Here is a 22,971-nt window from a genome sequence, read left to right as displayed (position 1 = left end):
GAGACTTTCGAAGTCAGCCGCTTTGCTTGTCTGTGCCACGTGCGCACACACTTTCAGAAAGAAGGGAAATTGATGTCCAGTCTTAAAAAAGCGGCCATATGGACCACCGGGCTTGCACTCCTATTAAAATTATCGGGCTTCCTTCGCGAATCGATCGTCGCAAAGGAATTCGGGGCTTCCGATGCTACCGATGCCTACTTCCTGGCGTTTTCATTTATCACACTGGTCGTAGCGATGATCGCCACCGGCTTTAACAACGTCTTTTTGCCGATGTACATCAAGCGCCGGAAATCCGGTGAAGATAAAGACGACACGAACGCCAATGCCTTATTGAACTGGACGATGATCCTGTTCGTCGGCATTTCGGTCGCCGGCTGGTTCTCTGCCCAGTGGCTTGTGCCGCTCATCTACCCGAAGATGTCGGAAGGCGCTGAACCGATTGCCGTTGAAATGACGGAAGTGTTCTTCATCTTCATGGTCTTTATCGCCCTAGCCGGCTTATTGGAATCCTACCTGCAGTCGCGCCGCATTTTCGTGCCGACCTTGATTTCGAAATTGCTGGCGACGTTGATGTCCGCTGTGTTTGCTTTATTATTTTCAGACATTTGGGGAATTTATTCGCTGGCATACGGGTTCGTTTTCGGGACGGTCGTCGGGGCATTGATCCAAATCTATTATTTGATCCGCTCTGATTATTCCTGGAAACCGACGCTGCGCCTGGAATCCGACTTCAAGAAAGCCTTTATCATCCTGATCGTCCCTTCCCTCCTGAACTCGGTGGTCGGGCAGATCAACCTTTTTGTCAATAAAGCCTTTGCATCCGGCACCGGCCTTGAAGGTGCGGTGACGTATTTGAACAACTCGCAATTGATCGTCAGCATTCCGAATGCAATTTATGCCGCAACGCTCGCGGCCATCATCTTTACGTTGATGTCGGAACAAATTGACGATCTTCCGAAATTCAAAGATACCGTCTTCCGCGGCATGGAAATTTCGTTCATCACGCTCGTGCCGATTGCGGTCGGGCTTGCGGTTGTCGGAGACGCTGTCGTGTCGTTCATCTACGAACGCGGACTCTTTACCGCTGAAGACACAGCGAACACGCACCTTGCCCTCCTGTTCTATTTGCCGATCATCATTTTTCAAGGGATGCAATTGATTCTGTCGAAATCGATGTACGCACGCGGAAAAACGGCTGTCGTTTTCCGCATTTCCGTGACGACGATCGCTGTCAACTTGCTGCTGAACTGGCTGCTCGTTGACCGCTACGGCTACACGGCGCTCGCTTTCGCCGCTTCTGCCGTATCCATCTACTACTTCACCGTTTCGATGATCGTGGTGTATAAAGATTTAGGCTGGGACCAGCTGCGCCGCTTCGGCACAACCGCTTGGCGCATCCTGGTTCCGGCGCTTGTCATGGGTGCTGTTGTATGGGGCGCGAAACAGCTGCTTGGCGCCGAAGACTGGTATTCATTGATTCAATTGGCGGTGCTTGTACCGATTGGAATCATTGTCTACGCAGGGATGCTGCGCATCGTCCATCCGCATGGCTTCAAGCGTTTCCTCGGGCTTGCAAGACGCGGAAAGAAATAAAATAGGTTGATTTGATTGAATGAAAGATCCGCTGCGGCGGGTCTTTTTTTGTTTGGGTGGGCGTCAGGGGTGATTTCGAGAGTGTTTGGGTAATTTCGGACGCTCGAAGGGTGATTTCAGACTCGAATGGGGTAATTTCGCAAGCTATCCGGGTAATTTCAGGTGATTGGTGGTGATTGCGCAGCTATTTTAGGCATTTGGCTTCATCTAGAATAAGGTGGATTGATTTCAGATGCTTAATGGTTGATTTCAGCCAAAACAGTATAAAAAAAGGGGCAGCCGCAGCTGCCCCTTTTCTCAATTTCAGTTGATGACATCGACCAGGTCCGAACGGATCCAGCCAAAGCCGTTGTTGGTATCGTGTTCCGGGTTCAAGTCGGAAATGACTTTGTACCAGTTGTAGCCGTCTGTGTGTTTTTTCGTTTCGACGATGACCACCGGGTAGCCAAAGGCATTTTCAACTCCCAGGTACGTGCGTTTGTATTGATACAGCAAAGCGCCTTCTGGAGCATTGCGTACATTTACTGACGCGGTATTCGTGATGCCGAGCTTGTATTTGTTGATGTCTTTTTGGCCCAGTTCCAAGTCAGCGCGGTACATATGCCCCGCCACTTTCGATCCCCATGTCGGGTCAGAAGCGTAGCTGACGTTGAAGCCTGTGGTTTTATTGCCCGGCGCTGCTCCGTTTGCATAAGAGCCGTTCGGGTTGACGTAGTTGCGGTTCATGTATTCGCGCGCGAACGCATCGATGCTGCCTTCCGGCTGCTTGTACGTCGTGCCTTCATGCGGCGAACCGTCGTAAACGCGGATGCCGAACAGGTTGTTCTTCGTCTGTGCATTCGCGCTCATGCCATACGCACTTTCGTGCATTGCTGCCGACAGCATGAACAAGGCATTGATGTTGTATTTCTCCTGCATTTCAAGGAAATATTTCCCTTTGCCGATCAGTTTTGATTTCGTGATCGCGTCTTTGTACGTTCCTGACGAACTGTTCAAAGCAGTCAAACGACTCATGATGTATTTATCGAGTTCCGCTGCTGAGTAATTCGTTTTCGTGCGGACCGATTGGTATTGGAAGTACGGGTAGTGCACCACTTTCGACGATCCTGCTGTAAAGTGGACGCCGTCGTGGCTGTAGTATTTCACGCCTTGCTGCATCGATGAAGGTGCTGGTCCGATGGAATAGCTCGAGCCTTGTTTATTCACATAATTGTATTGGAAATGGCTAAGCGTCCCCCACTGGCTGACGATGTAGTAGTCGCGGTCTTTGATCAATTCATAAGGCACAAAATCCACTTCGCTGTGCTTCGCATAGCCGATCGTTCCGCCGACCTGCACTTTGACGAAATCAGCGTTTGAATCGATGTAGCGGATTTCACGGCCGTGTTCGATATACGTCGCTTGTTTCTTGAAATCGGTATCGTAGTAGATCGTTGTGACTTGCTTGACGCCGTTTAATACCCGGTCGCCGAACGCAAGCCCGCTCTTCACGCGGATGATTTCATCGCCGCGCAGAATCGCTTTTGCGGATGCCACGTTCTTGAACGATTCCGCTGCGCTTAGATAATCTTTATGTCCGTATTCCTGTTTAACTAACTTCCCGTTTTCAACGTACCCTAAATAATAAAGGCTGTTGTCTGTTGGAGGCGTTGGTGCAGGAGTTGGATCCGTTGGTGCCGGCTGCTCAGGCGCCGGCGTCGGAGCTGCTTCATAAGCCGTTAAGAAACGGTAAATAAAGGCTGCTGCCTGCTCACGTGTCGCATTGTTTTTCGGTTTAAAAGAATAAGTCACAGGTGAAGTTTTGTAATCCGGATAGCCGAAGACAATATCGTAGTTGGCAATATTGTAGATGGCGCTTAAGGTCACGGATGACATTTCATTTTCATCGGTAAAACTCATGCGTTTCGGATTTAACGTCATCTTGCTGTATTCCAGCATGTTCTTCACGGTGATTGCCACTTGATCACGCGTAATCAGCGCTTGCGGCTGGAATGTGTCTTTCGTGATCCCTTGCATGATGCCGGCGGCGTACACTTTGCCGACTTCAGCGCCAAGGCTTGAATCGCTTCGAACGTCTTTGAATGTATGCGTCCCTGCCGGCAGTTTCATGGCCCGGCTAATAAAAGCGGCAAACTGCTCACGCGTCACGTTTTCAGTTGGACGGTACGTGCCGTCTTTGTAGCCTGAAAGGATGCCGCGGTTGATCATTTCATTCATTTCTTTTTCCAGGGCGCTGCCCGGGACTATGTCACTGGCCTGGCTTGGTGATGATGCGAACCCTAAAACTCCCATAATCAACAAGATAGACGCAACGAATTTACTAATGTTCTTCATGAAGTCCTCCTTATTTCTGCCTGATTTCAGTGTAATGCATTTTTGTCCTTTAAAAAAGGTTTTTTATGGCATGTTCTGAAAGAACGAGCCCTTTGCCTTATCAAAAATACAGTAAAAAAAGTTTCTTCTATAGAACTAGTTCTTTTGTTTCGAAAAAATGAGAAGAACGTTTTACAGTTGCCATGAGTTGCTCTCTAATTGTGTCGAGTTTTCCTCAAAGTGGCGTGAGTTGCTCGCAAATATTGGCGAGTTTCCCTCAAGACGGTTTGAGTTGCAGCTAAAAAAAACTGCCGCCCAACCATTTTCATGGCTAAGCGGCAGTTCTTGTCTTTTATTATTTTGCGTTCATTGCGCTGTAAAGGGCTGCAGCGAATTCTGCACGGTCTGCATTCGATTCACCATAGTAATTCGATGTTTGGAAGACCGTTGTTTGATCGATTGCTTTCAATGTCACGATTGGCTTGTGCGCCCAGAAAGAAGTTGCCACATCCAAATATTTCACTGAAGCTGTTTGTGCTTGAATTTCTGCTGATGTCGACATCTGGAAGGCTCTTTCCAGGATGACTGCCAATTGCGTTTTCGATAACGGTGCGTACATTCCGAAAGATCCGTTTGTAAATCCTTGGAGAATTCCTGCTTCGTTCATCGCTGCAATATCTTTAGCAAACGAATGGTTCGCTGCGACGTCGCTGAATTGGACTTTGTTTTTCGCTGTCAGGCCGAGCACGCGGTTGATCATCGTTGCTGCTTGTCCGCGCGTCACTTCTTCTGATGGGCGGAAATCTTGTTGGTGGTAGCCGCTGATGACGCCCGATGTGTTCAATGTTTTGATGGCTTCATAAGCCGGGTGAGACGTTTTCACATCCACGAAGTTGCCGTCTGTTACTGGCGGCAGCGGTTTCGGCTCCGCTTTTACCGGAGCTGCGCTTTGTACGCTGCTCAAGCGTTTCGCGCCTGCATATTTCGGTCCCCAGTACGGGTTCGTGTTAATATTTGAAACATTGACTCCGCCGCTTTCAGCAGAGACCACATTGCCGTCACCTAAGTATATTCCTGTATGCGAAATGCCTTTTTTATATGTATTTGCGAAAAATACAAGATCACCTTTTTGCAGGTTGCTTTTTGATACGGACGTTCCTACGTTGTATTGTTCTGCGGATGTTCTCGGCAATGAAATGCCGAAATGGTTAAAGACGTATCGGATATAGCCTGAACAATCGAACCCTGATGGCGTTGTTCCGCCAAATTTATAAGGGGTGCCTTTAAATTTCAAAGCGTATGCTGCTATATCGTCTGGTGTTGCTCCACTGGCATCTGCTTTAGTTGTCATAAACGGACTAGCTGTTATCAATAGGACAGCAATCATCATCAGTATAATACGTTTTTTCAAATCGTCACCTCTAAGTATTTTTGGCGATTCAAAGCGCTGATCAGGCGCTGAATCTTTCTTTTTTCTTAACCTGTTTTAGATTCTAACAGACATACTGCCAATATTAGGTTACGATTCTATTACAGTTGTGTAACATTGCCTAGAATCAGGTTTAGAAACTTGGTAAAGCGGGCAAAATAATGAGTTGGCGCCTGATTATTGAGTCCTGAAAAGAAATAAAATCACTCTATTTCGAGCTAATCTTACTGAATTGAAATTTAAAAAACCGCAAAACGGCCCTTCCGTTTTGCGGTTTTTATAGTTAAATATTTACTTTTATTATTTAAATAGTAATGGATTTTCCGTTCTTGCCAAGAATACGCTGAACGAATAGCGGTTCATATTCAGGCTTGGTCCAAAAGTCGTTTCGTTTACGCCTAAAGTAATGCCTTGCTGCGTCATTGCTTGGATTGCTTCGTAGCTTGCCATGTTCTCGTGGACGTCCGTGAACGGCATTTTTGCGGCTGGATCAAAATCGAATTGGTACGTTTTTTGGATCAACAATGCCATTTCAGCACGCGTTACCGACTGGTAGGGACGGAACGTGCCATCCGGGAAACCGGACAAAATCCCTTTATCATAAGCTGATTGAATATAGCCGGAAGCTGCATTATTCGCGCTCACGTCTTTAAAGACGGTATTGCGTGCTTTTCCGTCAAGCCCTTGAGCTCTGCCGATCAATATCAGCGCTTCTGCGCGGGTGATTTCTTTTCGCGGTTTGAAGGTTCCGTCTGTGTAGCCGCTAATTCTATCGTTGCTGTAGAGGTAGCTGATATGCGGCGCAAACCAGGACGACATCGTTACATCTTTAAAGGCCGGCTCTGTCAGCGTGATGGACAGATTCTCCGACTTTTTCACGCCTTTTGCATCCGTGTAGCTGAACGCAAAGGAATAATTTCCTTTTGTTTTGTACGTTTCCCATTTGTTCGTACCTGTACTTTTCAATTCCGCATCCCCTTCTTTTAGAGAAGGCGAAGCTGCAAGCTCAGGATTTTTTAAGGTAAAGGAAATGCCGCCTTTTTTAATGGCCGCTTGGATAAACGGGACGGCTTTGATTTCTTTTTCGTATTGAATCGCCCCAAAGCCAAATACATTGTCGCGGCCAGGCGTTCCTAAATCTTTTGCGGTTGCTTGCGCCATTTCACGCAATTTCACGTTCGAAAGGCCCGGATACTGCTCTTTGTAAATGGCAAAAACACCTGCGACATGGGGAGCAGCCATCGAAGTGCCCGTTAAGTTTCGGTAGCCGTCAATTTTATTGTCCCATTCGTCGAGCTCTTTTGGATACGTGCTGAAAATCTCTGTTCCAGGAGCTGCAAATTCCATTGAAGGCCCGATCGACGAGTTTTGCTCTCTTGAAAAGTCATTGTTAACGGCGCCTACTGCGATGACCGACGAATACTTGGCCGGGTACGTCATCGTGTCCATCTGTCCGGAACCGCCTTCGTTTCCGGCTGCGGAAACAATAATCATGCCTTGCTTATAAGCTTCCTGCAGCATCAACTCTAGCGGCCGGTCATTGACCGAAATGGAAATGCTCAAATTCAAAATATCGATTTTATTTTGAATCGCCCATTCCACGCCTTTCGTAATTTGCGCTGTCGATCCGGCTCCACGGTTGTTCATTGCTTTGATCGCGTACAATTGCACATTCGGTGCGATACCGATGATGCCGGAATCATTTTTTTGTGCTGCAATAATGCCCGCTACGTGAGTGCCGTGCCCGAAATTATCATCGTACGGAACTTTGCTCGCACAAACAGCTGCCGTACAGACGCCGCCCGCCACTTTCAGGTCGGGATGCTCCGTATCGATTCCTGTATCCAGGACCGCCACTTTCACGCCTTTTCCGGTATAAGGGGAAGTTTGCTTCGGCGTGCTTTTAATCATTGAAAAAGAAGGAGAGACAAGGTCTGCTGCAGTTTCGTACTGCCGGTTCGGGTAGATCTCAGCGCTAGAAAATCGCTTTTGCAAAGCCGCTTTTTCCGATTCGCTTAGCTCTAATTCAACGAGCGGAATTTCCTCGAACTCTTCGGCAGGTGTCCCGAACTGTTCTTTAATGGCCTCCAATTCTGTTTCATTCGCATGAATCAAATATGTATCGGTTTCTTCCGCAAAAATGTGGGAAGGCAGGAATAGAAATGCAACTAGTAAAGCAAGTAAGCCGACGCGTTTCATGGTGACGATCCCTCTTTTCTCAGTATATTTCTCATGATACCCTAAGCGGGATTTTAAAAAACCGGACAAAAGATCGAAAAACGTATTTTTTTAACATTAATATTATTAATTTAAAATAAAAAACTAGCTTTTGCTATTTTCGTGGGTATTTGAGACAGCTGGATAGTTCGATTAGAACTAGAGAAATGGCAAGGTGAATAGAGGGAAATAAAAATTCCGCCTGGCAGCTGCCTGGCGGAATTGAAGGATTAATGAAGTTTTTTGGCTGGAGATCCGCTTACTGTGCTGTAGTAAGGAAGGATATCGGTACGCCCTTCATAGTTATAGAAGTAATCAAGTGTTCCAAGGAATAAGGCTCTCCCCATTTTCTTGCGTTCTGCTTCTGAGCCGATGTATTTAATATCCGTTGAGTTGTCGATGAAGCCCATTTCCACTAGTGCAGCCGGAACGGTATTTTCACGAAGAACCGCATAGTTGCCAGCGCTGTTGTTCGGGTTAACGCCGCGGTTTCTTAGTGTTGGCCAAGCTTCCATCATGCGGTTCTGCAAATAGATCGCTAAAGCGCGAGACTGTTTCACGTTTGGATTAGTTGCAGCCGTTTTTGCGTAATAATACGTTTCCTGGCCGTTCGCTGTTCCGTTAAATGCGTTTGTATGCAGGCTGACGAAAATATCTCCGTTATTTTTCGAAGCGAATTTTGCACGGTCTCTCAATTCCATAAATGTATCGCTTGTACGTGTCATTTTCACATTGATCGGTGTTTTATCAAAATACGATTTTGTATGAAGTCCAATATTCAATACGACGTTCTTTTCCATATAGCCATTGCCGATGCCGCCGGAATCCTGCTTGCCGTGGCCTGGGTCAAGAATGACCGTCAAATCGCTGCCGCCGATCGGTGCCGGGCTTGGAAGTACAGATCCCGGTTTGGTTGTAGAAAGATAGCTTGTCGCCACGTAGCCGACTACGCCATTTACACGGATGTTTGACCAGCCGTTAGATGAAGTGCCAACGCCTACAGCCGTTCCGCTCTTCAATTTACTGATGACTTTGCCGGAGTTGCTTGGTGCTGAACGCATGTTCAACGTATCTGAACCGGTGTTAACGTACATCGTTGTGCTAAATGAAACCTCGCCTGGCTTCACGCGGAAGCTTTCGTTCAAGCTGCGTGCCAAGAATACGGCAAAGTCAGCACGGATGATCGTTGCTTCCGTTCCGAATGTGCCATCCGGGAATCCTTGCGCAATTCCTTTATTCATCAAGTTTGTTGCAGCTCCCGAAAGGCTAGTTCCACCAAAACCGAAAGCTTTGTTAATCAAGACAGCCATTTCTCCGCGTTTTAATACCGTATTCGGTTTGAATGTGCCATCAGGATAACCTGAAATAACGCCTTTTTTCACCATTTCTTTGATGTAGCCCGATGCAAAGTTGCCGGCGCCGACATCACTGAATTCCGTGTTTTGTTTCGTTCCGTTCAATCCGAGTGAACGGCCAAGCATCGCTGCCGCTTCTGCTCGGGTAACTTGTCTGCTTGGTACGAAATGAGTGTTCGAAACACCATTGACAAACCCTTTTTCCACCAAGAAGGTGATCTCCGCTTTTGCACGATGCGTGTCTCCGATGTCTTTAAAATTTGTACTGGCATTCGCTGGGCTTTGTGGGACGATTATTGAGGCAATTAATGCAAAACATAGCATCATAATCCATTTTTTCAAATCTCATTTCCTCCTAGGGTTTAGTTCTCTTCACATACCTTAACCCAATTTATTGAAAATTTCTATGTATCATTTGGTCTAATTCGCCATTTAGACCTGTCTTTTAGCTAGTTCGTGTAGGTAAAAAGAAGTAAAGCCCAACCTCGTATTGAGGTCGGGCTTTTGATTTTATTAATTTCTTCATATCTCCTCAATTAAACTTTTACAAATAATTGAAGGGAATTAATTTGCTGCAGCTGCTGGATTTACATCCACAATGCGGCCTTCTGTTTTTGGTGTAACCGTGCCGATTCTTTCCAATTCTTCTCTTAAGTTCTCCCAATCTGAAAGGCCTAGATCGGTTACGCGCCCTTCTTCATATGCTTTTGCAAAACCATCGAAGCCGTCGCCGCCTTTCGCAGTGAAAGCATTTGTTGCAACTGTATAAGTTGTAGCATCTGCAATAGCTGTCAATGTACCGTCCGCATTTTTCAATGAGATCGAAACGATGCGTTCGCCTGCTGGTTTCGAAGAATCGAATTTCACTTCTGCTCCAGATACGTGCAGGAATCCGCCGTTTTCTTTCGGATATTGGCCAACACTTGTTTCAAATGCATCTTTCAATTCTGCACCCGTCACTTTCATTGTAGCCAATGTGTTGCCGAATGGAAGAACTGTGATGATTTCACCAACTGTGATCGGGCCAGCATCAATGCCTGCACGGATTCCGCCGCCGTTCTGGAATGCCATGACGACATCTTTGTTGTATGTTTTCGCTTTCGTTAACATACCGTCTGTAATGATGTTTCCAAGAGCTGTTTCGTTTTTGCGAACGCTTGGTGCTGCTGGGTTTTCACCCGTACGCGGCGTTTCAAGAGCTGCTGTTGCCGTCGCTTTTGTTTCAGTTTCAGAAACTTTCTTCACGCCTTCTTTATATGGCGTCAATACTTTTAATGCCGCTTCGTCTTCAGCCAATTTGCCGACTTCGATCAATTCTCCGTCATGGCTCACGACAACGCCTTCGTCATCGAACTTAACATCCAATGTCCCTAAGTTTTCGCCGTATTGGCCAGTTTGAACAATTACAGTCGGTTCATCTTTAGCGCCTGCAACTACCGGTTCAGCCAATTTCGTATGGCTGTGTCCGCCGACGATGACATCAATCCCTTGGACCGCTTTTGCCAATTCCAAATCGTTGTCTATGGTCGGGTTGTCGTCATAGCCAATATGCGTTAAAGCGATGACTTTGTTGACGCCCATTTTTTCAAATTCGTTGACCATGTCCTGCGCTTCTTTGATGTAGTCTTCATCAAACGAAACCAGTTCCGGGCTTGCGATGTCTTCTGTTTCTTTCGTTGTCAAACCGAAAATCCCCACTTTTTCGCCATTTACTTCTTTGACGATGCCCGTGTAGATATTCGCTTTTTCAGGTGCAGAAGAAATTTTTGTTTGGAATAAACCATCGAATAATGGATCTTTCGAGAAGTCCACGTTTGCTGAAACGAACGGGAAGTTCGCTGCTTTCACGAATTCCTGCAATGCTTTATGGCCTTCAGGAGATGAACCTAAGTCGAATTCATGGTTCCCGAATGTCATGGCATCGAAGTTCATCAAGTTCATTAATTCAGCATCCGCTTTTCCTTTGTATTCATTGAAGTAAAGCGTTCCAGAGAACACGTCCCCCGCATGAAGCAATAGGGAGTTCGGGTTTTCTGCGCGGAATTCTTTCGTAGCCGTTACTAATTTTGCTGCATCATCCAAATGGGCATGCGTATCGTTCAGGTGCATCAATGATAGTGAGAATGTATCATCTTCCAAAAGGAATTTCGCTGTACGGTGAAGGAAAAGAGCAGCTTCACCGCGTGTTACAGGAGCGCCTGCTCCGAATTGAGTAGCCGTCTTGCCGACTGCCAGTTTATTTTTCACTAAAGCGTCTACATATTTCGCAAAACGCTCGTTAACATCTGTAAATTGCGTTTTCTTCAAATCATCGTTGATGTCCAACCCTGCTGCAGTTGCCAGGATTTTTGCTGTTTCGTTGCGTGTCAATGGATCGCTGGCGCCAAAGCGTTTCGCCGATTTCCCGTCGATGAATCCTTTTTCCGCCAATGCATCCACTGCCCATTTCGCGCTAGCTGGAACGTCCGTAAACCCAGAATCTGCATACTTGCCGCTTGAAGTGTAGCCGAGTGCGCTGGCAATCATGACTGCCGCATCTTGGCGCTTCACACTGTGATGTGTACCATACGTCGTTGCTGTTTCACCTTTTACGATTCCGAGATCAAACAAAAATTGAACGGCTTCTGTATAACGATCCGGCACATCAGTAAATTTCATCTCTGCTGCTGATGCTGGTGAAACTGCTGTTGCCACTGCCGCGATCGCTACTGCTGAAGCGACAAACTTTTTGTTTTTCAAGACATTTGTCATGTGTTCTTTTCCTCCTTAGGGAATGGGTTTTCTCATGCATCTCTACTTTACCAAATTTGTGACTTACGTTCTATAGAATTTGCGTAATTTTTACAATCTTACAACAGAGAATGTTGTTCTTTTCTCCTAGCTTTTATTTTCCGGAATAAAAACAGGCAGCTTAATGCGAGGAGGGCGCCTACTGTGTCAAGAAGAACATCGGCGGCCATCGGGCTTCTGCCTCCGGTCACCGCTTGATGCAGCTCATCCAAAACGGCGATGAAAGCTGTTATCGGCAAAGCGAGCCACGCCAATTTTTTCGGCAGGAAGCTGGCAATGGCTAATGCAATCAGGCCGAAGATCGCCACATGCGCCCCTTTTCGGATAAAGAATTCGATAAATAAATAATAGCCCCTTTCTTCAATGGAAATTACGCTTCCCCAATACGTAAGTTCGAGAGTACTGAGTGTGGAATAAAACGGCATGGACGGAAAATATTTTTCAAGCGCCGGTATTAATGATTGCTGCTCATAGGTTTGGCTTGAAGAGATAAATAACACGATAAATAAGGCAAGAACGATTATTATTTTTTTCATATGCAAATTGTATCATTTGCCGCACCGTTTTTTACATTTTTTCCCGCAAAAAAACACATCTGCAATCGCAGATGTGCTCCTATTTAAATTCTCAATTAATCCCGGTGATGTTCTCCCCAGCATTCGGTGTTCTTCAAGCCGGGAATATTTTTCGCAAAGAATTCCGGATTCTTGCCGGCTTTCCGTTGATCGGTATAGTCGTGAAGCACTTTGAACGCCGTCTTCCCGAGAATCGCAATGACCGTCAAGTTAAGCACAGCCATGAGGCCCATGAACAGATCGGCCATATTCCAAACCAATTCGACTTTCGCCAATGCACCGAACATCACCATGGCCAAAACGCCGACACGGTATGCGGTCAGCCAATTTTTATGTGCATTGATGAATTCGATATTGGTCTCGCCGTAATAATAGTTCCCAATGATCGAACTGAAGGCAAAGAATAGAATCGCTCCAGCTAAGAAGTAAGGCGCCCAATCGCCAACATGCACGTTAAGTGAGGCTTGGGTCAACAGGATGCCTTCCTGTTCTCCTGTTTTATAGACGCCCGCCAAAATGATGATAAAGGCAGTCGCTGAACAAATCACAATCGTATCGAAAAATACGCCGAGGCTTTGCACAAGCCCTTGCTTCGCGGGATGCGAAACGTTGGCAGATGCTGCCGCGTTCGGAACGGATCCCATCCCGGCTTCGTTGGAGAACAAGCCGCGGCGTACGCCTTGCATGATGGCGATGCCGATTGCCCCGCCTGCCGCTTCTTCAAGCCCAAATGCACTTTTCACAATCAATGAAAAGACCGCTGGGATTTCAGTGACGTTCATAATGATGACGTATAGCGCAACCAAAATATAAAGAATCGCCATGACTGGAACCAATACTTGGGTGACGCTCGCAATTCGCTTCACTCCACCGAAAATGACCAAAGCAGCCAGGATAACCAAAGCGATGCCGACCGTCCAATTCGGAATGTTGAAAACATCCCCAAATGATTCGGCAATCGTATTGGACTGGACCGAATTAAAGATGAATCCAAATGCCAAAGTTAAAAGAATAGCAAAAATAATGCCAAGTTTACGGTTGCCGAGCGCCATTTGCATATAGTAGGCTGGGCCGCCGCGGAATTGGTCGCCGTCTTTAATTTTGTAGACTTGCGCTAACGTACTTTCTACAAAAGCGGTCGCCATCCCGATCAAAGCGACGATCCACATCCAGAAAACAGCTCCCGGCCCACCGATGGCAATCGCTAATGCGACGCCCGTGATATTCCCGGTCCCGACGCGGGAAGCCGTGGAAATCGTAAAGGCCTGGAATGCGGAGACTCCACTGTCGCCGTCTTTTTTCTCTGTGATAACACGGAACATTTCTCCGAACAGGCGAATCTGCACAAATTTTGTGCGGATGGTGAAGTAAACGCCAAGCCCGAGCAAAAGCGCAATCAGTATGTACGTCCATAATAAATCATTGCCTTCATTGACAATCCAGTTTAAGCCATCAATCAATGCATCCATATTTAATCTCCTCTTGTTCATTTTGTAAATATCTATCTATACCCTAATATACCAGTGAGAAACAGATTGCTTATGTATTTGTAAAAGTGAAAAAATCCTCTGGTAAGAGAGGATTTCTCACTTTAGTTGATTGCGAAGAGGTGAACCCAATACGGAATGCCGTCTTCGTCTTCCACATAGCCCACGCCAATCGACGTATAGCTTGGAAGCAGGATATTGTCTTTATGGCCTTTCGATTCCATCCAGGCGTCCATCGTTTCACGGGAAGAAGCGTAGCCGAGCGCAATATTCTCCCCTACCTGGTTGGTCGGATAGCCGAAATGCACCGCCATTTCCGAAGGTTTGCCGTAAAGCGGGGATACGTGGGCGAAATAGCTATTGTCGACCATGTCTTCCGCTTTCAATTGGGCGATTTTCGATAACGCCGGATCTTCCTTAACCATCTTCAATCCTTTTTTCGCCCGTTCTTTATTGACCATGGCGATTGTGTCGAAAGCAACTGAATTGATGCCGGAATACAATTTCAAGTTCGCATCATACGTAATGGACTTGTCTTTTACACGCTGGTCGAATTTCAATGCCCGTTCCGTAAACGCCGCCAGTTGTGCTCGCGTTACCGAAGCTCCTGGCTGGAATGTGGTGCGCGTTACGCCGTAAGAAATGCCGACTTCGGCGATGGTGATGATGTAATCATGCCCCCAATAATTTTTCGGTACGTCCTGGTAAGATTCCAAATGGTTGGAATCCACTTGGATGCCAAAGCCTTTGATAAGAATTTTCGCCATTTGCGCCCGTGTCAATGGCGCTTCCGGGTTAAACGAACCGGCATCCGAAAAGACGCCTTTTTCCGTTAAGGCATTAATCTGTTTGTACGCATAATGGGAAGTGGGCACATCTTTAAATTTCGCTTTAAAGCTGGTCTTTCCATCAATTTTCAACGCTTTGGCCAATACAATAGCCGCCTGCGCCCGTGTGATTTCCTGGCTCGGTTTGAAATTCCCGTTCGAATAGCCGGTTATTATTCCGGAATCCGCTAAGGTATGTACGGAATGATAAGCCCAATGCTTTTTCGATAAATCGGTGAAATGATGTGCACTCACCGTCATTGGCAATAGAAACAGGAAGAGGATAATGGCAGCTGACAGATATTTTTTCATTCGAGCACCGCCCTTTCTTTGATGTTATTGCCCAGGAAATAGCTTATTTTGGCTTCATACACTTTCTATACCCATTTTCACATGCTTTTTACACCAAAATATTAAAAAAGTCCTTTATTTTAACAAAAATAAATTATGTTCTTCTAATTGTTTCAGCAAGTACGCGCGCACCGATGTCCAGTGCTTCATGGTTGAATGCCATATCCGGATGATGCAGCCCCGGGCTCAAGTCCGCGCCGATTCCAAGCATGGCCGCTTTCAATTCCGGCTTTTTAATCGTATAGAAATGGAAATCATCCGCTCCAGTCGTTTCAATCGGCGGGGCTGTGCGTTCATCTCCGATCACTGAACGGATCGCACTGTCTGCCAGTTGTCTAGCGTCTTCTGACACTTCTGCTGCCGGCGTATAATCGGTCCACTCCCATTCCAAGTCTACGTTATGAAGCGATTTAATCGAATCAAATCCGCTGTCGATCCGGCTGCGGAGTTCGTCCATCAATTCGTTCGACTGAGAACGGACATCGAGTGCGAATGTGGCATTTCCCGGAATGATATTGAGGCTGTTTCCACCTGCTTGAACATTTGTCAGTTTCACCGAATACGATTCGAACGGCGAAAAGTAAATCGTTTTGATGAATTGATGGATCGCTGCAATCACATCGATGGCATTTTGGCCTTGGTGCGGCCGCGCCCCGTGGGCATCGCTTCCGCTGATCTTCCCTTTCAGGAAAATGCCCGATCCGTGATGGATGGCCGGCGCAACTTGGCCGAACGGCAATTCTTCGATCGGCCGCAGATGGACGCCGTACAGATGCGAAACGCCATCTAGGGCGCCTCGCTCAATCATCGCAAGCGATCCGTTTCCTTGCTCTTCTGCCGGCTGGAAGATAAAACGCACACGTTTCGTCAAGGTTTCTTCTTTCAAATACAGAAGCGCACCGAGCACCATGGCCATATTCGCATCATGGCCGCACGAATGGTTGGCCTGCACTTTCCCTTTCACTTCCTGCCAAAGTGCGTCGATGTCTGCCCGTACAGCAATGACGTCCGGTCCATGGCCGATTTCTGCAATCAACCCGGTGACATCGTCGAATATTTTGTACTCGATTTGGAGCTCTTCCATGATTGCCGCCAATTTTTTCGTGGTCTCGAATTCTTTCCAGCTCACTTCGGGATGTGTGTGGAAGTGGTGGAAGTATTCCAGAATTTTCGCTTCATGACCCATGGGTCAAGCACCTCCTTCAACTATGCACGAAGCGATCGTGAGCTTTTCCAATTGCGCTTCGTCTATATCGATGCCAAGCCCGGCCTTTTCCGATAAATGGACGTTCGGCAATTGATAGTTTAAGTTGCCGATCTCTTCTTGGAAAAGAAGCGGGCCGGTCAGCTCGGAGCTTTGGATGTTGCGGCGCGCCATTACTGCGTGATAGCCGGCTGCGGATCCTACGGAAGATTCGACCATCGAGCCGATTTGCGTAATGATGCCGGCGCTTTCTGCCGCTTTCGCCATCTGGATCGCCGGGAAGATGCCGCCGGACTTCATTAATTTGATGTTGATGTAATCGGCTGCATCTAGCCGGATGATTTCAAGTACATCTTCCATCGTCTGGACGCTTTCATCCGCCATGATTGGCGTCGAGGTTTTCCGGCGGACTTCCGCTAACCCGCGGATTTCGCCCATCCGGATCGGCTGTTCGATCCAAGTGAGCTGCGCTGCGTCGAGCTGGTTGATCACTTGGACCGCATGCCCGACCGTTTTCCATCCTTGATTGACATCGATGCGGATGGGCATCACTTTTCCGACCGCTTCGCGAACGGCATAGATGCGCTCGATGTCTTTGGCTGAATCTGCACCGCCCACTTTCAATTTCAGGCTGCTGAAGCCTTGGCCGACGGCGAGCTTCGCTTTTTCCGCCATGACAGCCGGCTCTTCGATGCTCAAGACTTTGGGATACTGAAGCTGTTCATGCGCCCGTCCGCCGATCAGATTGTAGACCGGCTGGTTCGCCGCTTTCCCCATCAAGTCGTAGCAAGCGATATCAATCGCCGCTTTCGCCGCCTGGTTGCGGACAATCGAGCCGTTCATGAGGTGATGGATGTGTTCAATATCAAATGGATTCTGCCCGATAATCTGCGGAATCAAAACGGTGCGCAAAATTTCGTACGCCCCCGCCACTTGTTCGCCGGTCACATGCTCGTCCGGCACCGCTTCCCCGTAGCCGACGAGGCCTGTATCCGTTTCCAGTTTGATGATGATCGCCGGCATGTTCGGGTACGTGGCGTAGGAAATGATGAACGGTTCTTTTAATGGAAATTCAACTGCGTGGATATGTGCTTTGGTAATTTTCAACGCTTCTGCCCCCTTGATTTATGTATAAGGTAAATTGTACACAGGATAATTGCTCCAAACAATGAGGATTCTGTAGGGTTTCGGGTGGTGGGAGGCGGCTGGAAATATTTTCTTCATGAAGTAGGAGGGTTTGTTCTTACATTATCTCAGTTTGTTCTTACACTATACCGCGTTCTTCTGACACTATTTTATTTTCTTCTTACATACCCATGTTTTAACCCTTAGATGCCTAAGCCAGTTGCTTCGCAACCGGCCCTTGGTTCGCTTGCAGCGAACGAAAAATAAAAACCTCCACAAAATACGCAGAGGTTTTATTGCCATTTAAGATTTTCTTTTGGTTGATAGGTGCGAAAACATCGACTGCCGCTTTCTTCTAGATCCACATTTTTTAGTATACGCCTGGCGGTATCCGAATCCCTTAATCCGAGGAAATTCATGCATTCTTTTGCAGTGATGGTCGATTTATAAATCATAAACCATTCATCTAGTGCCTTGAGATGCGCGTTTCCGCTAAAAAAATTACAGGTTTTGCAATGCCATCTGCGGTTAATCTTATTCATCTTTTTCACTCGACACTGTTCGCAAAACACACCGCTTTCTATCTCGTGGAAAGCTATATTGAATTTGGGGGCTAGCGGAAAAGGTTGATAGGGTTGGTGCATGGAGAGGAGGAGTTGTCCGATGGCATTCATTTGCTCGAGGGTAATAAGGGGCTCCGTACTTTGGAATCGATGCAGCTGGACCATCACTTCGTCGGCTTTCCACACATTTACACCGGGCGGTACACCCTCCATTGTCTGGGACGGATAAGCGAGGACGATGGCCGTTTCAATTTTCAATGGATAACTGAAGCGCTTCAGCACCTTCTCCATTTTGATCTTGGCTGTTTCCGCTTGCACCACCGGACTTTTATACGTTTTTTCTTGGCCATTTGCCAAGGTTTGGTGCAAACCGCTCGGATTCGTGGTGAGACGCAGCTTCCCGGACATGTTTTTCACTTCTAAAATCATCAAGAAACTTTGTGTAATCAATAAGGTATCGATCTGAATTTTCTCGGGCAAACTTAAATCGTGGATGAATAGATGCGGATAGGGCGGATCGAAGAACTCCAGCATTTCGTCTAATCGTTCTTCTCCGCCTATTCCCGCTTGAGCTCCTTTAAGAACGTCAGAGATTGTATTTCTCATCGGATGTTGAAGTGACATCCGCCTCAATAGAGCTTCGTATCCTTCAATTTTGATCGGCTTTTCCCTGTGTTTAATGATCATATTTCACACCTCCTTCTGTAAGTGTAGCAGGTAGGGTTAATACATTCCATAAATATCCAAATTCCATTTTTGATTACGATATACGGGGCAAAAATGAGATTTGAATGGTTTCTATTTGGTGATTTTTTATTTCTACTTTAATTGTGTCGCTTTGTACTTTAATTGTGTCGGGTTCTACACGAACTATGTCCATTTCTACTTGAACTAATCCGCTGCCTACCGGAATTGTGTCAGTTTCTCTCACAAAACCTAATCGCCTAAGCCGCCCGCTCCGCAGGCGGCCCTTGGTTCGCTTGCAGCAAACGAAAAACCAATTTGTGAGAAGATACTGTTTTTCTATGGACACGAATGGCTTATCTATCGACACTGGTTCACCTTCTACCGACACTAGTTCCTCTCTTACTGACACTAGTTCCTTTCTTATCGACACTATTTACCTTTCTATCGACACTAGCCACTTTGCTATCGACACTAGCCACTTTGCTACCGACACTAACTCCCTCCCCACACACAAAAAAAGAACCCCCACCCTAAGTGGAGGCTCCCGCTTTTATTCAATGCCTGCTTTTAATAGGAATCGACAAGATCATCTCTTCCAGCAGCACCGGCATTTCTTCGAATGTGTTTTTGATGTGCAGGCGTTCGGTGCGCTTGTGGGCGTCTTTGCCGAAGGGGCCGACGTTTAGCACGGGTACTTTGAGTTCTTTCATGGCTTGGAACGGGATGCTGTAGGTGTCGCCGTAGACGGGTGTGTTCCGTTCGTAGGTGATCCAGCCGTCGCCTTGGTCGCCGTAGTTGACGTAGCTCAAATCCGAGATGCCGTTGAAGTAATGGACTTGCTGCATCTCTAGCCCGAATTTATTCATCGCGTTGGTTGTGACTTGTTCGACGCATTGCTTGACGAGTTCATCTTCCGAAGAATTGACGGCCGGGTAGTACGGCGGCGCATAGAGCAGCACAATAGCCGGCGTCAGTTCCTGGCAATTGATCAGCAGAATGTCGACGATGTGCATCGATTTTTCGCGGACGTCCCATTCCGGGTGCATCAGCGTATCGTATAGGGCTTCGTTGACGTAGTCGATGCCGAATTTGCCGATGGCGTAATCCATCAATTCCTGGTAGCGCATGACGCGGATTTCGCCGACCGGCTCGATGCTTTCGCGCTCGCACATCGCCAGGTAATCGCGTGTACAATGGGCGGCGGCGTCTTTTGCCACTTGCTCGAAAATCTCGAACACTTCTTCAGCGTTGCGCTCCATCATGAAGACGTTATACATCGCGCTCGTGCGGTATGGCGTCTGTGCAGAGTATTCTTGTTTGATGTCACGCTGCGTCAAAGTTACCGGCAGCGGCGTTGTTTCCCCGTAGACGGTTTCTTTGAAGCTTGGATTCCATTCCATCCGGTGCGTCAAATACGTCGAAATATAGCTTGACGTGATGCCGGACAGCGGCTCGCCGACGTGCGTTTCTTTGCCGTAGAACAGGGCGGACGGCATGATTTTGCCGATGGATCCCGTGTACAGGTAATGGGCAGTGTCGCCCGGCTTCATCGCAAAAACCGGTTCGCCGTTTAGGAATAAAATATATTCGAGCCCATGCTCACGCTCCAAATCCAGCAGCTTTGAAACGCCGTAGCGCATGCCGGCTGAATTTACTTCTTCATCCGGCACCGTCATCAGCACGAGATTGATCGGCCAGTTTTCATGGGCCGCTTTTTCAATCGTCGCCATGTGGAGCGCAAGCCCCGCTTTCATGTCCATTGTCCCGCGCCCGAATAGGTAGTCGCCGGAATCAAGGTCGGCCTGGGCTTCCGGATCGAGTTCATCACGGACCAGCTTCAATGCTTCCCCGAGTTCAAGCGGACGGCAAGCGAGCGGCTCCAAATCTCCATATTCGTCTGTATGGACCGTATCGAAATGGCTGATGAGCACAATCGTGTCGGCCGCTTCCGGATGTTTGTAAAGCGCCGTCACGTACTGGCGCCCCCAGTTGACTTCACCGAGAAACAGATGGTCCGGATTCTCCTGGAAATAGGGAATCGTCTCTAGTTTTTCTTTTAGCCGGCCGGCGAATTCCACTTCGCCTTCAGTCAGCGTCATGCTTTTCCAGCTCACCAGTTCACATAACAGCTCCTGCAATTTATCCGGCGTCCCCCACATTAATGCCATCTCTATCTCCCCTTTCTAGTAATCCAAGGTCTTCAGCCAAGCCGCCATCCGCTCCATCGCCTGTTTGAGCGTCGGCATGGAGTACGCATAGGAAATCCGCAGGAAGCCTTCGCCGTATTCGGTAAACGCGGTGCCCGGCACTGCAGCAACCCCCGCTTCTTTCAATAAACGCGTGGCAAACTCAAATGAACTCATGCCGTATTTGGCGATGGAAGGGAAAATGTAAAAGGCGCCGTTCGGCTTCACTACGTCAAGCCCCATTTCGGTCAATTTTCCATAGACAAATTCCAAACGCTCCATATAGGCCCTGTTCATTTCCGCCGGCACATGCCGGTTATTTTTCAGCGCTTCGATCGCTGCGTATTGCGTCGGCACCGAAGCACAGACCGTATTGTACATATGCACTTTCAAGATGTGCTTCACGTATTTCTCAGGTCCGAGCAGAAAGCCCATCCGCCATCCGGTCATGGAATGCGATTTCGACAGGCCGTGGATCAGGAACGTCCGGTCTTTAATGTCTTCAAAGCACGCAAATGACGTATGCGAGCCGATAAATGTGTTTTCGCTGTAAATTTCATCCGTCAGCACAAAAATTTCATGCTTCTTTAATTCTTCCACAATCGGCTCCATCTGCTCTTTCGACAACGTCACACCTGTCGGATTGGATGGGAAATTAAATAAGATGGCTTTTGTTTTCGGCGTAATCAAGGCTCCAATCGATTCAGCCGTCGGCACGAGTCCGGTCTTCGACGTATCCAGCAGGACCGTTTTGCCGCCGTTCAAGGAAACAAGCGGTTCATAGCCGGCAAAGCAAGGCGCCGGAATAATGACTTCGTCGCCTTCGCAAAGAATGGTGCGGAACGTCGCATCAAGTGCTTCGCTGGCGCCGTTTGTCGCAATGATTTCCGTCTGTGGGTTATATGTAAGGTTATACGTATCGCTAAAAAAAGACGCAATTTCCTGCCGCAGTTCAAGCAGCCCAGCGTTATGGGAATAGCTTGTCATATCAGCTGCAATCGCCGCTCTCCCCGCTTCTTTGACTTTTTCCGGCGTTGGAAAGTCGGGTTGGCCGATCGTTAAATTGATTGCGTTGGGGTAGTCGACCAATTGATTGAAAAATTGGCGGATTCCCGAAATCTTCAGCGCTTCGGCGCGTGGATTCAATTGTAAGGACATGTTCATACTCTCCGTTTCACGTTTTGGCTTTCCTCTATTATATTGCAATAAATGAGAAAATAAAGGGCGGCGGGCTGAGAAGCTTCGCACCATTTTCTTCCATTCCGAAAATCACTTGAGCTTTTATACAACTTCACCATGCCCTACTACAAAAAATCCCACCCGCCGTCAAATGACAGCAGGTGGGATCTCCTCTTTTATTCCATCCGTTTTCTTCTCTTTCGGAGCAGATCTTCCGCAGCGCCTGAACCAAATAGCACGCCGATGACAATCAGCACCAGGCCGTAAATATGGCCGCTGGTAATCTTTTCACCGAGGATGACGGCCGCTCCAACGAGAGAAAACAGTGTGTTCAAATTCATGAAGATGGCGGCTTTTGTCGGTCCCGCTTGTCCAATCGAGTAGTTGTAAAGCATATGCCCCATTGCCGTTCCAATGATGGCGGAGAAAGCGAAGCCCAGCCAGAAAATCGCGGGCACTTCTTTGAAGGCTTGAATTTCTCCAGGTTCCTGGATCAAGGAAATCATGAGCAGTACGATTGAACCGAGCACAAACATATAGCCCGTCAACACACGCGGATCCATGGTAGCTGCCGCTTTCGCGATGACGATATAGCTGAAGACTTGCACCAAAATCGATAGGAAGACAAAAATGTCGCCGATGTTCATGCCGGAAGCGGCTTCGTTTCCGACAAGCACCGTTGCCGATACTCCGGCAAGGCCGATGAAAACGCCGAGCCATTGAAGTTTCGACGGATAGCTTCGCATGATCAGCGACACCAGCACGGCTGTCAGCATCGGTCCAGTCCCGAGGATCAATCCGGCATTCGAACCGCTCGTAATGGATAGCCCGCTCGACAAAAAGTAATGATGGCCGACAACATTCAGCAAAGCGCCAAGCCCGATGTATTTCCATTCATTCCTCTTCGGCCATCTCAACAGCCGCATGGCAGCGAGGATGCCCATAACAGCCATTCCGGCAAGCATGATCCGGAAAGCCGTGAGCGTAATCGGATCGACAAATTCGATCATGTATTTGACGACGGGCAGATTAATGCCCCACATGAGCATGACGAGCGTTAAGAGCAGATAGATTTTCCATGGTTTCAAAT

The 22,971-nt window shown here is 47.6% G+C and carries 15 protein-coding genes; 1 reads left to right on the top strand and 14 read right to left on the bottom strand.

Annotation, left to right across the window (positions count from 1 at the left end; all coding sequences use genetic code 11):
* The first annotated feature begins 72 nt into the window (after positions 1-72).
* Positions 73-1,593, top strand: a complete 1,521-nt coding sequence (murJ, locus tag MTR82_RS06525; protein ID WP_246808361.1) for a murein biosynthesis integral membrane protein MurJ — start codon at positions 73-75, stop codon at positions 1,591-1,593.
* Between the two features lie 303 nt (positions 1,594-1,896).
* On the opposite strand, the gene MTR82_RS06520 is transcribed toward murJ, so the two are convergent.
* From MTR82_RS06520 to MTR82_RS06455, 14 genes are all read right to left on the bottom strand, one after another.
* Positions 1,897-3,927, bottom strand: coding sequence for an S-layer homology domain-containing protein (locus MTR82_RS06520; protein WP_246808360.1), 2,031 nt, complete (start codon positions 3,925-3,927; stop codon positions 1,897-1,899).
* A gap of 334 nt (positions 3,928-4,261) precedes the next feature.
* A complete protein-coding gene (locus MTR82_RS06515) occupies positions 4,262-5,317 on the bottom strand; it encodes a C40 family peptidase (RefSeq protein ID WP_246808358.1) in 1,056 nt (351 codons plus the stop codon).
* Positions 5,318-5,635: 318 nt separating this feature from the next.
* The gene (locus MTR82_RS06510; protein ID WP_246808356.1) at positions 5,636-7,534 is read right to left on the bottom strand and encodes a S8 family peptidase; all 1,899 of its coding nucleotides are present in this window, start codon (positions 7,532-7,534) and stop codon (positions 5,636-5,638) included.
* A 248-nt stretch (positions 7,535-7,782) separates the two neighbouring features.
* Entirely contained in the window at positions 7,783-9,249 is a 1,467-nt protein-coding gene (locus MTR82_RS06505; RefSeq protein WP_246808355.1) for an N-acetylmuramoyl-L-alanine amidase, read from the bottom strand.
* Positions 9,250-9,471: 222 nt separating this feature from the next.
* Positions 9,472-11,658, bottom strand: a complete 2,187-nt coding sequence (locus MTR82_RS06500; protein WP_246808354.1) for a 5'-nucleotidase C-terminal domain-containing protein — start codon at positions 11,656-11,658, stop codon at positions 9,472-9,474.
* A 98-nt stretch (positions 11,659-11,756) separates the two neighbouring features.
* Complete coding sequence (locus tag MTR82_RS06495) at positions 11,757-12,233, bottom strand: VanZ family protein (RefSeq protein WP_246808351.1); 477 nt, start codon at positions 12,231-12,233, stop codon at positions 11,757-11,759.
* A 95-nt stretch (positions 12,234-12,328) separates the two neighbouring features.
* Positions 12,329-13,741: an alanine/glycine:cation symporter family protein gene (locus MTR82_RS06490; RefSeq protein WP_246808349.1), complete on the bottom strand. Its 1,413-nt coding sequence runs from the start codon at positions 13,739-13,741 to the stop codon at positions 12,329-12,331.
* A 122-nt stretch (positions 13,742-13,863) separates the two neighbouring features.
* On the bottom strand, positions 13,864-14,898 hold the full coding sequence (locus MTR82_RS06485) for a CAP and S-layer homology domain-containing protein (RefSeq protein WP_246808348.1): 1,035 nt from the start codon (positions 14,896-14,898) through the stop codon (positions 13,864-13,866).
* 133 nt (positions 14,899-15,031) lie between these two features.
* Positions 15,032-16,123, bottom strand: coding sequence for an amidohydrolase (locus MTR82_RS06480; RefSeq protein WP_246808347.1), 1,092 nt, complete (start codon positions 16,121-16,123; stop codon positions 15,032-15,034).
* Positions 16,124-16,126: 3 nt separating this feature from the next.
* A complete protein-coding gene (locus MTR82_RS06475) occupies positions 16,127-17,248 on the bottom strand; it encodes a mandelate racemase/muconate lactonizing enzyme family protein (protein WP_246808346.1) in 1,122 nt (373 codons plus the stop codon).
* Positions 17,249-17,559: 311 nt separating this feature from the next.
* On the bottom strand, positions 17,560-18,516 hold the full coding sequence (locus MTR82_RS06470) for a nuclease-related domain-containing protein (protein ID WP_246808345.1): 957 nt from the start codon (positions 18,514-18,516) through the stop codon (positions 17,560-17,562).
* Positions 18,517-19,070: 554 nt separating this feature from the next.
* Positions 19,071-20,684: a M20/M25/M40 family metallo-hydrolase gene (locus tag MTR82_RS06465; RefSeq protein WP_246808344.1), complete on the bottom strand. Its 1,614-nt coding sequence runs from the start codon at positions 20,682-20,684 to the stop codon at positions 19,071-19,073.
* 15 nt (positions 20,685-20,699) lie between these two features.
* Positions 20,700-21,860: an aminotransferase class I/II-fold pyridoxal phosphate-dependent enzyme gene (locus tag MTR82_RS06460; protein ID WP_246808343.1), complete on the bottom strand. Its 1,161-nt coding sequence runs from the start codon at positions 21,858-21,860 to the stop codon at positions 20,700-20,702.
* Between the two features lie 197 nt (positions 21,861-22,057).
* Complete coding sequence (locus tag MTR82_RS06455) at positions 22,058-22,969, bottom strand: DMT family transporter (protein WP_246808341.1); 912 nt, start codon at positions 22,967-22,969, stop codon at positions 22,058-22,060.
* Positions 22,970-22,971 lie beyond the last annotated feature (2 nt).

The sequence above is a fragment of the Planococcus ruber genome (genome assembly GCF_022819085.1).
Taxonomy (GTDB): Bacteria; Bacillota; Bacilli; order Bacillales_A; family Planococcaceae; genus Planococcus; species Planococcus ruber.
The sequence above is the reverse complement of the archived record's forward strand: the minus strand, read 5'-3'. Positions and strand labels throughout refer to the sequence as shown.

Excerpts from the sequence above, each read along its gene's own strand:
- MTR82_RS06480 (WP_246808347.1), bottom strand. The coding sequence starts at position 16,123 with ATGGGTCATGAAGCGAAAATTCTGGAATACTTCCACCACTTCCACACA.
- MTR82_RS06470 (WP_246808345.1), bottom strand. The coding sequence starts at position 18,516 with ATGATCATTAAACACAGGGAAAAGCCGATCAAAATTGAAGGATACGAA.
- murJ (WP_246808361.1), top strand. The coding sequence starts at position 73 with ATGTCCAGTCTTAAAAAAGCGGCCATATGGACCACCGGGCTTGCACTC.
- MTR82_RS06520 (WP_246808360.1), bottom strand. The coding sequence starts at position 3,927 with ATGAAGAACATTAGTAAATTCGTTGCGTCTATCTTGTTGATTATGGGA.
- MTR82_RS06495 (WP_246808351.1), bottom strand. The coding sequence starts at position 12,233 with ATGAAAAAAATAATAATCGTTCTTGCCTTATTTATCGTGTTATTTATC.
- MTR82_RS06485 (WP_246808348.1), bottom strand. The coding sequence starts at position 14,898 with ATGAAAAAATATCTGTCAGCTGCCATTATCCTCTTCCTGTTTCTATTG.
- MTR82_RS06510 (WP_246808356.1), bottom strand. The coding sequence starts at position 7,534 with ATGAAACGCGTCGGCTTACTTGCTTTACTAGTTGCATTTCTATTCCTG.
- MTR82_RS06500 (WP_246808354.1), bottom strand. The coding sequence starts at position 11,658 with ATGACAAATGTCTTGAAAAACAAAAAGTTTGTCGCTTCAGCAGTAGCG.
- MTR82_RS06465 (WP_246808344.1), bottom strand. The coding sequence starts at position 20,684 with ATGGCATTAATGTGGGGGACGCCGGATAAATTGCAGGAGCTGTTATGT.
- MTR82_RS06460 (WP_246808343.1), bottom strand. The coding sequence starts at position 21,860 with ATGTCCTTACAATTGAATCCACGCGCCGAAGCGCTGAAGATTTCGGGA.
- MTR82_RS06490 (WP_246808349.1), bottom strand. The coding sequence starts at position 13,741 with ATGGATGCATTGATTGATGGCTTAAACTGGATTGTCAATGAAGGCAAT.